Below are 9,915 nucleotides of genomic sequence, written 5' to 3'. Positions count from 1 at the left end.
GAACGTCGACTGGCAGCCGCGACCGCCGGTATCGGCATCGCCACCGGTGAGCTGTACCCGGACATCCGCATCGGCGCGACCATCGGTACGGTCGGAATCCTGGAAAACCTCGGCGAGCCGTCCACCAACCGTTGGGGTTTTGGCCCGTCGCTGACCTGGAACGTGCCGACCAACGGCGCCCGGGCGCGAATTCGCGAGGCTGAAGCGGTGACCCAGGCCACGCTGGCGCATTTCGATGGCGTGGTACTCAACGCCATTCGTGAAACCCAGACCGGCCTGGCCCAGTACACCGCCTTGCTGCAACGCCGTGAGGCCCTGGCGGACGCCGAGCAGTCGGCGAAGCTCGCCGCCGACCAGACCCATCGCTTCTTCCAGGCCGGTCGCGCCTCGTTCCTGGCGGACCTGCAGGCGACCCGCACCTACATCGACGTCACCGCGCAACTGGCCGCTGCCAACACTCAGGTTGCCATCAGCCAGATCGATTTGTTCCTCGCCCTGGGCGGCGGTTGGGAAAGCGGACGAACGCAAGCGTCGAACTCCGGCAAACCCTGAGGCCGTTGCTATGCTTTGAAGTGTTGAACGGGCGTTCGTGAAAAAGCGCCCTGGATTCGCACAAGGCATGCGCAGGTCATGGGGAAACCAATAATGAAAAACCCTTATGCTCTCGGCTTCTGGTGCGCCGTTGTGGCGTTAGTGCTGCTCACGGGCACCTATTTCTACGGCATTATGCTGGCCCACCAGATCGACACGGCGCTGACGTTCCTCGATAGCGTCGCACTGTTGATCGCCGTGATGTCCATTTCGGTGGTGGCCTGGGCCTCGGTCCAGGGCCAGCGAATCAAAAAAAGACAGCTGGAACAAGGCAAGACCCTGGTGATGATCTGGGACACCAAGGTGGCGCTACGGCGTGTCGAATCGGTCTTCGACCGGTATTTCTGGGGCAGCTACTGGCAACCGGGCAGGACCTTCCAGGAAGTCATGGGCGAGCTCACGGGCACACCGCTGGAAAAAAGCCTCGAGAGCTTGAAAAAGCAATGCCTTGAGCTGGACAAACAAGTGGCCGACGACGGTCGGCACTGGCTCAACAATGCCCGCGAGCTGGCTGACGTCGCCACAGCCATGGCCCGCGAGCGCTATCAGCTGGACTTCTGCGACCCGCGCGGGGGGGAAGTGACAGGTGGGGCGGTGATCAACCGGGATTTCGAAGTGTTGATCTACACCTGGACGGCGCGGCTGAAAACCTTTGATCATCAGCTTGATGAGATCGAGGTTCAGTATTCCTGATCGCTTAAACATCGCAGCCTTCGGCAGCTCCTACAGGAGATTCGCATTGCCCCTGTAGGAGCTGCCGAAGGCTGCGATCTTTTTTTCAGGCGACACTTTTTCACCTTTATCCATTGGGCCGCCCGTCGTGCCTGATGCTAATCTGCACCCCACTTTCAGCGCAGTCGTGACCACAACCCGTCATGGGTTCAGGGAAGACGACCACACCTCAACAACGGACATTGAACGGGTCATTCATGAATAAATCAGCAGGCGTGCTCCTGGGAATCGTTGTCGCCATTGGTGCGATCAGCGCCGGCGGAGCTTGGTTCACCGGCACCAAAATCGAAGGTGTGCTCAACACCTCCCTGGCGGATGCCAACAAGCAATTGCAGGCTGCGATGGTCGGTTACAAAGGCACGGCCTCGCTGGAGCTGGTGTCCCTGGAACGCCATGTGTTCAGCAGCACTGCGCATTACCGCCTCAAGGGTGAAGGCGAAATGTTCGGCGAGGCTCCGGTCGAGTTGCTGTTTACCGACCACATCGAACACGGCCCGCTGCCGTTCTCGCGCCTGGTGTCGCTGAAGTGGTTGCCGGTCATGGCCACCAGTCACTACGAACTGGAAAAGACCCCGCTCACGGAAAAATGGTTCGCCGCCACCAAGGACGCTTCGCCGCTCAAAGGCGTGGTCAATATTGGCTACGACAATTCCACCAACGGCACGCTCGAATTGCTGCCGCTGGAAACTGCACTGGATGACAAGTCCAGCCTGAAATTTTCCGGTCTGAAGGTTGATGTCGCGGCCAGCGCCCAGGCGCAGAAGGTCAAGGCCGACGGCTACATGGACAGCCTCAATCTGACCACGGTTTCCGAAGACCAGGCACCGGTGCAGGTCGAGTTGAGCGGTCTCACCCTGGCCAGCAACCTGACAAAAAGCACCTACGGCTATTACACCGGCGATAACACCGTTGAGCTGAGCAACAGTAAAACCACCTTTGGCCCCAAACAGTCGGTGCTGGGCCTGAAGAATTTCGAAATGAAGAACCATACCGAGGAGTCAGGCACCAGCGCTTCCGGGCGCGCCGACTACAAGGTCGGTGAAGTGTCCCTGAACGGCAAGGCTGTGGGTTCCGCCCAACTGGCCATGAGCCTGAAGAACCTCGACATCCCGGCGACGTTGTCGCTGATGCAGATCTACCAGACCAAATTGCAGCCCTATGAGCAGGCTGCAGCCGAGGCTGCCGAAGCCGGTCAACCGGTCCCCGAGCTGAACCTGACCCCGGCAGAAGAAGCGCAGCTTAAAACCGGCCTGGAACAATTGTTGGCGGCCGGCCCGCAGGTGGCCTTGGAGAACCTGTCGTTCAACACCGCCAATGGCGAAAGTCGTGCCAACCTGGTGCTTGACCTGACCAAGCCGCAATCGATCGACCTGCCGGCCGACCAGTTGGTCCGCCAGATGATCGCGCTGCTGGACGTCAACCTGAAAGTGTCCAAGCCGATGCTCGTCGACATACTCAGCGTGCAGTCGCAAATCGACGGCCAGACCGACACCAAGCTCATTGCCGATCAGGCTACTGCCACCGCCGATATGTTCAGCGGCATGGCGGTCGGCTCGCAATTGGCGAAACTGGACGGCAACAACGTCATCGCCCAACTGCACTTCGCCAATAACCAGGTGGAATTCAACGGCCAGAAAATGACCGTCGAGGAGTTTGTCGGTTTCCTGATGAGCAAGTTCAGTAGCCCTGGTGTAGTCCAGGAGCCCTAAACCCGTGTAGGAGCTGCCGCAGGCTGCGATCTTTTGATCTTCGGCGATACAACTGACGCCAAAAATCAAAAGATCGCAGCCTGCGGCAGCTCCTACAGGTCCACTTTAACCGCGGATCAGCCGCCACGCCTCATCCACGGACAACGGCTGCTTCATCCGCTCGGCAAGCATCGCCATCGTGCGCTCTTCATCACAGGCCACGGCCGCCGTCACCACGCCATTTTTACCAAACAGACCAATAAATGGCGGGTTGTCAGGATCACCCTTGAACTCAACCTCGTCCCAGGCTTGCGCGTGGCCCAGGTAGTCGTAGTTTTTGCCAAAGTGCCAGGTCCAGAAATACGGCACGTCGAGGTAATGTTCATCGCCACCGAGCATGTTTGCCGCCGCGATCCGCGCCTGTTGTTGCGCCAGGCGCCAGTGCTCGATGCGCTGGGGCTGGCCGTTGAGTGTGAACGTCGCGATATCGCCAGCCGCCCAGAGTCCGTCGGCTACGCGCATCCCGCCGTCGACCAGCAGCGACTGGTCCTTTTCCTTCGGCAGATCGGCAAAGGGCGCAGTGGCGGGGGTGACGCCAATTCCGACCAGCACCAGGTCCGCCGGCAAACGCTGATCATTATCCAGGCGCACCGCTTCGACTCGCGTCGTTCCTTCGATCTGCGCTGCCTGCCCCTCGGATCGGTACACCACGCCGTTGGCCTGGTGCAGGGCCAGGATCGCCTTGCCGACGCTGTCGCCGAACTGTTTGGCAAAAGGCACCGGATGGCGCGCCAGAACCGTGACCTCCAGGCCGTATTGGCGCAGGGAGGAAGCAGACTCCATGGCGATAAAACTGTCGCCGATGATCACCGCCCGCTGACCGGCCTTGGCGGTCTGCAGAATCTGTTGCGCATCTGCCTTGGAACGCAAGACGAACACCTGCGGCAGGTCCGCGCCGGGCAATTGCAGTCGATCGGGGATGCCGCCTGTCGCCAGCAATGCGGCGTCGTAGTTCAGCGATTGGCCGTCGACCAGTCGCAGTGTTTTGTTCGCCGCATCCAGGCTCGCCACTTCAGCGTTGATTCGCTCGACTCTTTGCTCGCGATAAAAGTCTTCCTCGCGCAGGGGCGGGATTTCTTCCAGCGGCGTCTCACCGGCAATCACGAATTTGCTCAGTACCGTGCGGTCGTACCCGGCGCCGGTTTCACGGTCGATCAACAGCACCCGTCCACCAAAGCCCATTTCGCGCAGGGCCGATGCCGCCGCCGTGCCCGCGGCACCCGCACCGACAATCACAAAGGTGCGCTCGTCATCGGCCGGTGGCGTGTGGGCGTCCCGCAGTGGCTGATCGTCGACCCAGACTTCGTCCCCGCGCACTTCAAGAGGGTAGCGCTTGAGGCTGTCCAGGGCGGGCGGTTCACACAGTCCGCCGTCCTCGATCCGAAACTGGCCCTTGTGCCATGGACATGTCAGCCGCCCATGGCAGAGCGCGCCTTCGACCAGCGGCGCGCCGGCATGCGGGCATTCGCCCTGATAGGCGCGCACTTGATCGCCGACTTTCAGTAGGAGGATCTTGCTGTCCTGGATGCTGACTTCCAGGCCACGGTCTTCGGGTATATCAGCGAGACGGGCAACGCGATGCAGGGTCATGATCGCTCTCCAGACAGGCGTTTCAATTAAGAGTCTGGCGCTTAATTCGAGGTTCAGCCAATTCCCACTGCCACCGCGCGAACGGTCCGGCTATAGTTTGCTCGCCGACCTCGGCCCCACCCGCACCAGGTACTCCCGGTATGACCCGATTGACCTCTCTGACCCCTTGGCTGGCGGCCGTAGCAGTCGCCCTTTGCGTGCAATTTCCGGCGCAGGCGGCCCAGGAACATTTCACTCTGAACATCCCGGGCGTCTCGGATGACCGATTGTTCACCTCGGCCGCCGCCAGCGACGCCCAGGGTTGTGGCGGACACAATGTTTCGCCGGCGCTGAACTGGAGCGCGGGCCCTGCAGGCACGCTCAGCTACGCCATCGTCATGCACGACCCGGATGGCCAAAAAGGCCAGGGCGTCGACAATTGGGTGCATTACGGCATCAAGGCCGGCACTCACCAGATTCCGGCAGGTGTCGGCACAAAATCCGGGCTCGAGGGTGTCGGCGGCACCAACAGCAAAGGCACTACGGGGTACGTCGGTCCTTGCCCACCCGTTGGCGACAGCGCGCATCATTACATCATCCAGATCTTCGCCCTGGACCTGGCCCCGGATGCCCTGCCAGCCGGCCTGACGCGCACCCAGCTGCTGGAGAAAATCAAAGGTCATGTGCTGAAAAACAGCAGCGTGGTCCGGCGTTACCACCGCTAAAATTTTTTCGCGCGGGTTAACCCGAACCGATCGGGCTGTCCGTCTCACAGGATGAATGGATCAAATTCCTCCTGAGGTCAGCCCCATGTCTCTCCCTCTGCATGTTCTACGTCCGGTCGCCCAGGGTTTCACCGCCGGGCTGTTGCTGGCGATTGCCGGTTGCGGCGTTTCTTCGAAGCCTGAGTCTGCAACGGTACCGCCACCGGCTCAGGCTGAGCTGAAAAGCGAAGCCTTGGTGCAACATGAAACCGCCATGGCTGATGCCGCGGTGGCTAAACGCAGCGTAGGCGCGGCGCCCATGACCAGTTTCGCGCCAATGCCTGCCGGAGAGGCTTATCCACAGGGTTATCGCGACGAGCAGCGCGAGCAATATCAGGCCCTCACGGATAACCCGATCCACAGCGTCGCCCAGGCGCCGGTCTCGACCTTCAGCGCCGACGTCGACACGGGCGCTTACGCGAATGTCCGCCGTTTGCTCAACCAGGGGCGACTGCCACCGGAAGGGGCGGTGCGGCTGGAAGAGATGGTCAATTACTTCCCTTACGACTACGCCTTGCCCACCGACGGCTCGCCCTTCGGTGTGACCACGGAGCTGGCAGCGTCACCCTGGAACCCGCACACGCGCTTGTTGCGCATCGGCATCAAGGCTTCGGATCGCGCGGTCGCGGAACTGGCGCCGGCGAACCTGGTGTTCCTGGTGGACGTTTCCGGCTCGATGGATCGCCGCGAGGGCCTGCCGTTGGTCAAAAGCACCCTGAAACTGCTGGTCGATCAACTGCGTGAACAGGATCGGGTTTCGTTGGTGGTCTACGCCGGGGAATCGCGCGTGGTACTCGAATCCACTTCCGGACGGGAAAAAGCGAAGATTCGTACAGCCATCGACCAATTGACCGCGGGCGGCTCCACCGCCGGAGCCTCGGGCATCGAACTGGCTTATCAACAGGCGCAACAGGCATTTATCCCCAAGGGCATCAACCGTGTGCTGCTGGCCACGGACGGTGACTTCAATGTTGGCGTCAGCGACTTCGACAGCCTCAAGCAAATGGCTGTGGATAAACGCAAGACGGGCGTATCCCTGACCACCCTGGGTTTCGGTGTGGATAACTACAATGAACACCTGATGGAGCAACTGGCCGATGCCGGCGATGGCAACTACGCCTACATCGACAACCTGCGTGAGGCGCGCAAGGTGCTGGTGGATCAACTCGGCTCGACCCTTGCCGTCGTGGCGAAAAACGTCAAGCTGCAAGTGGAATTCAACCCCGCGCACGTCAGCGAATATCGCCTGCTGGGTTATGAAAACCGTGCATTGAAGCGTGAGGATTTCAGCAATGACAAGGTTGATGCCGGTGAAATCGGTGCAGGGCACACAGTGACTGCGTTGTACGAAATTGTCCCCAAGGGTGAGAAGGGTTGGCTGGAGCCGCTGCGCTACGCTCAACCGGGCGCCGCTGTTTCCGAAAAACAGGGCGAATTGGCGATGCTGCGTGTGCGTTATCAATTGCCGGAAGGTGGCAACAGTCGCCTGATCGAGCGCCCGATCGTTGACTCCCCGAATGGCAAGGCCAGCGATGACCTGCGTTTTGCCGCGGCAGTGGCAGCGTTTTCCCAACAACTCAAGGATGGACGCTACACCGGCGAATTCAGCCTCAAGGACACTGAAGCGCTGGCCCGTGGCGCTCGGGGCGATGACCGCTTCGGCCTGCGCAGCGAGTTCATACAATTGGTGGAACTGGCGCAGAGCCTGCGCACCACCACGGCGTCGAATCCAACTGCCACCGAACGACGGATTGAATAGTGAGCCGATTAAAGGGGTTCATCAGCCAGCTGTTTGCACCGGCAAGCAGCCTTGAGGCCAGCAGCGACGAATCGCTGCTGGCCCGTTATCGCGAGGGCGACGGTGCGGCGTTCGAGATTCTGTACGCGCGCCATCGCCAGGGGTTGTACCGATTTCTGCTGGGGTTGAGTGGCAGGGCTGAACTCGCCGAGGAGGTCTACCAGGAAACCTGGTTGAGCTTGATCCGCAGCGGCAGTCAGCCACAAGGTCGGGCGACTTTTCGTACCTGGCTCTACCAGATTGCCCGCAACCGCTTGATCGATCACTGGCGCAAACACGGCGCCCATCAACCGCTGCACGACAGCTACGACGAACAGGCCCATGCCCTGCCCGACGAGGCGGCCGACCCTGAGCAGCTGCTGAGCCTGAGCCGCGACAGCCAGCGCCTCGAAGCCGCCCTGCAAGCCTTGCCGGCCGACCAGCGCGAAGTGTTCCTGCTGCGCGCCTACAGCGATCTCGATTTGCCACAGATCGCCACCCTCACCGAAACACCGCTGGAAACCGTCAAGAGCCGCTTGCGTTACGCCCAGCAAAAACTGCGTCGGCTGCTGGCCGAGGAGGTACTGACATGACTGACGCCAAGCACACCACGGAACACCAAACGCTCGAACATTACCGCGAGCAGGCCACCGGCGAACCACCGGCGCATCTCGACGCCTTGATACTGGCCGCCGCACGCAACGCCGTGCCCACGCCGAAGCCAGGCCTGTGGCAACGCTGGATTCGCGCCTGCCAGCAACCCCGCTGGCAAGTGGCATTCGCCAGCCTCGTTGGCATCGCGCTGATGCTCTCGCTGGTGCAACGCACACCTGAGCAAGTGCCAGGCTACAACTTCGCGCCCGCGCCCAAAGCCTCGGCACCGATCGCCAAACAGGAAGCCGAAGTAGCGCCGCCAGCGGCGGCCCGTTCCCTGAAGGCCCCGGTTGGCGCGCTCTCCGCCCCTGCTCCCGCCGCACCCATGGCGGAATCGATGGCCCCGGCGCAAGCAGAATCCTTCAGTGCCGACATGGCGGACGAAGCCAAAGCCAGCAAGCGCGCCGCGGCCCCGGTGAAATCCCTAAATGAACAATTGCGTGAAGTGCTCCGCCTGCAAAAAGACGGACACAAGCAAGCCGCCGATAAACTGCTGGCCGACTTGCAAAAACACTTCCCCGACGAAAACCTCACCGCCCGACTCAAGGACCTACAGAAAAACTGACCGGCATAACGCTCGACAATTTGGCATCAAGGCCCGAAAGCGCGCACTATCGGGCCATAGTCGATGCGTTGGAGGATGCCGTGACAAAAAAAATCGACCGCATCGCCCAAATGCTCAACTGCCCGGAAAAGGGCGAGGAATTACGGCGAGCAATCACTGAAAGTCGTAAGGATTTTCTACTGAACCAGCAGGAAGAGGGGGATGCTGAGGAAGAGGACGTTCTTGAAGAGGAAGAATTCGAGGACGATGAGGATGATGAATACGACGAGTTTGACTGGACGACAGAATGAAAAAAACCGCTTCGGCGGTTTTTTTATTAGGGGCACTACCGACGCCCTTATTAATGTCATGACGGAAATACCTTGCATGCCTGATTTAGTGTGCATACAATAAATCAATGCAAATAACCTTCGATCCTGCCAAGCGTGACAAGACCCTGATCGAGCGTGGGGTTGATTTTGCCGACGCTGCTGCCGTCTTTGCCGGTCACCACTTCACCGCCGAGGACGCGCGACAGGAATACGGAGAGGTCCGATTTATCACCGTTGGCCTTTTGATCGGTCGAATGGTTGTAATGGTCTGGACGCCTCGCGGCGAGGCTCGCCGCATCATCTCCATGAGGAAAGCCAATGAGCGCGAACAAACTCAATACCGAAGCCGTCTGGGTTGACCCAGATGATGCACCGGAACTCACAGATGCTTTCTTTGAGCACGCCGACGAATTCAAGGGCGCTCGCCTTGTTCGGCGCGGCAGGCCAAAGGCGGATGTAGTGCGTGAACGGATTACGATCCGGCTTGAAGCTGACGTGCTGGCGCAGTTCAAGGCCTCGGGGCCAGGCTGGCAAACACGTATGAACGCCGCCCTGGCCGACTGGCTCAAAACGCACACGCCCAGTGAATTGAAGGCGTAACCACGGGTGCGCCTCGCCCCCTCAGCGGCGAGCATTAACGCGGAGCAACCGGCTTACCGTCAGCTCACAAAAAATGTGATGCACTCACTGAAATCCTGTAGACGACACCCACAAAAAAGCCCCAGACCCTACGGCCTGAGGCTTTCTCGTTTCTACGTATGGTGCACCAGGCGGGATTCGAACCCACGACCCCTGCCTTCGGAGGGCAGTACTCTATCCAGCTGAGCTACTGGTGCAGCGGGCGCCATGATACGCATATGCAATGCGGGCGTCCATGCTGCTGAATCGCTTGCGTTTTTTAAAAGCGTAACCTGTGTTTGCTACGTTGATCAGAAAATAGCAGCAAATGCGGCGTTTTCGTTCTTTTTTTCGAACAGGCTATTGTCCTTTACCCCCTTTGATCCTAGGATTCGTTTGAGATTTCAAACGCTCTTGTCTGGGTGCTGAACCGCACGATTTGAATCAGTGCGCTATTTATGTGCTTCAGCCCGGTGAATGATTTCCCTGACGGCAGCCTACTGAGGCGCCTTTCTACAATCATAATTTGCTCCGCGCGTGCGCGGTGCTGTTAAGGAAAGCCGACATGCAGCTTAAAGACACCCAG

The 9,915-nt window shown here is 60.0% G+C and carries 11 protein-coding genes and 1 tRNA gene; 10 read left to right on the top strand and 2 right to left on the bottom strand.

The window, feature by feature from the left end:
• From PMI35_RS29490 to PMI35_RS29500, 3 genes are all read left to right on the top strand, one after another.
• A partial coding sequence (locus tag PMI35_RS29490) for a TolC family protein (RefSeq protein WP_008055067.1) occupies nt 1-552 on the top strand: 552 nt, incomplete at its 5' end.
• A gap of 93 nt (nt 553-645) precedes the next feature.
• Entirely contained in the window at nt 646-1,284 is a 639-nt protein-coding gene (locus tag PMI35_RS29495) for a hypothetical protein (RefSeq protein WP_008055065.1), read from the top strand.
• Nucleotides 1,285-1,520: 236 nt separating this feature from the next.
• Complete coding sequence (locus PMI35_RS29500) at nt 1,521-3,032, top strand: YdgA family protein (protein ID WP_008055063.1); 1,512 nt, start codon at nt 1,521-1,523, stop codon at nt 3,030-3,032.
• Between the two features lie 105 nt (nt 3,033-3,137).
• Here PMI35_RS29500 and PMI35_RS29505 read toward each other — a convergent pair whose 3' ends face one another.
• Nucleotides 3,138-4,661, bottom strand: coding sequence for an apoptosis inducing factor family protein (locus PMI35_RS29505; protein ID WP_008055062.1), 1,524 nt, complete (start codon nt 4,659-4,661; stop codon nt 3,138-3,140).
• Between the two features lie 140 nt (nt 4,662-4,801).
• On the opposite strand from PMI35_RS29505, the gene PMI35_RS29510 reads away from it, so the two are divergent.
• The 7 genes from PMI35_RS29510 (at nt 4,802) to PMI35_RS29535 (ending at nt 9,311) form a co-directional block, all read left to right on the top strand.
• Entirely contained in the window at nt 4,802-5,365 is a 564-nt protein-coding gene (locus tag PMI35_RS29510) for a YbhB/YbcL family Raf kinase inhibitor-like protein (RefSeq protein ID WP_008055061.1), read from the top strand.
• A gap of 85 nt (nt 5,366-5,450) precedes the next feature.
• Nucleotides 5,451-7,163 (top strand): vWA domain-containing protein, encoded by a 1,713-nt coding sequence (locus PMI35_RS29515; RefSeq protein ID WP_008055058.1) that lies wholly within the window; start codon nt 5,451-5,453, stop codon nt 7,161-7,163.
• Nucleotides 7,164-7,192: 29 nt separating this feature from the next.
• A complete protein-coding gene (locus PMI35_RS29520; RefSeq protein ID WP_442967301.1) occupies nt 7,193-7,774 on the top strand; it encodes an RNA polymerase sigma factor in 582 nt (193 codons plus the stop codon).
• Nucleotides 7,771-8,400 (top strand): hypothetical protein, encoded by a 630-nt coding sequence (locus tag PMI35_RS29525; protein WP_008055055.1) that lies wholly within the window; start codon nt 7,771-7,773, stop codon nt 8,398-8,400. The genes PMI35_RS29520 and PMI35_RS29525 overlap by 4 nt, the downstream gene beginning before the upstream one ends.
• Nucleotides 8,401-8,420: 20 nt before the next feature.
• Complete coding sequence (locus PMI35_RS29530) at nt 8,421-8,690, top strand: hypothetical protein (protein WP_177325064.1); 270 nt, start codon at nt 8,421-8,423, stop codon at nt 8,688-8,690.
• Nucleotides 8,691-8,797: 107 nt separating this feature from the next.
• Nucleotides 8,798-9,070, top strand: coding sequence for a BrnT family toxin (locus PMI35_RS33515; protein WP_008055051.1), 273 nt, complete (start codon nt 8,798-8,800; stop codon nt 9,068-9,070).
• On the top strand, nt 9,030-9,311 hold the full coding sequence (locus PMI35_RS29535; protein WP_008055048.1) for a BrnA antitoxin family protein: 282 nt from the start codon (nt 9,030-9,032) through the stop codon (nt 9,309-9,311). Before PMI35_RS33515 ends, PMI35_RS29535 begins: the two co-directional genes overlap by 41 nt.
• A gap of 159 nt (nt 9,312-9,470) precedes the next feature.
• On the opposite strand, the gene PMI35_RS29540 is transcribed toward PMI35_RS29535, so the two are convergent.
• Nucleotides 9,471-9,547, bottom strand: a tRNA-Arg gene (locus tag PMI35_RS29540).
• Between the last annotated feature and the right edge of the window lie 368 nt (nt 9,548-9,915).

It is taken from the genome of Pseudomonas sp. GM78 (assembly GCF_000282475.1).
Classification (GTDB): domain Bacteria; phylum Pseudomonadota; class Gammaproteobacteria; order Pseudomonadales; family Pseudomonadaceae; genus Aquipseudomonas.
The sequence above is the reverse complement of the archived record's forward strand: the minus strand, read 5'-3'. Positions and strand labels throughout refer to the sequence as shown.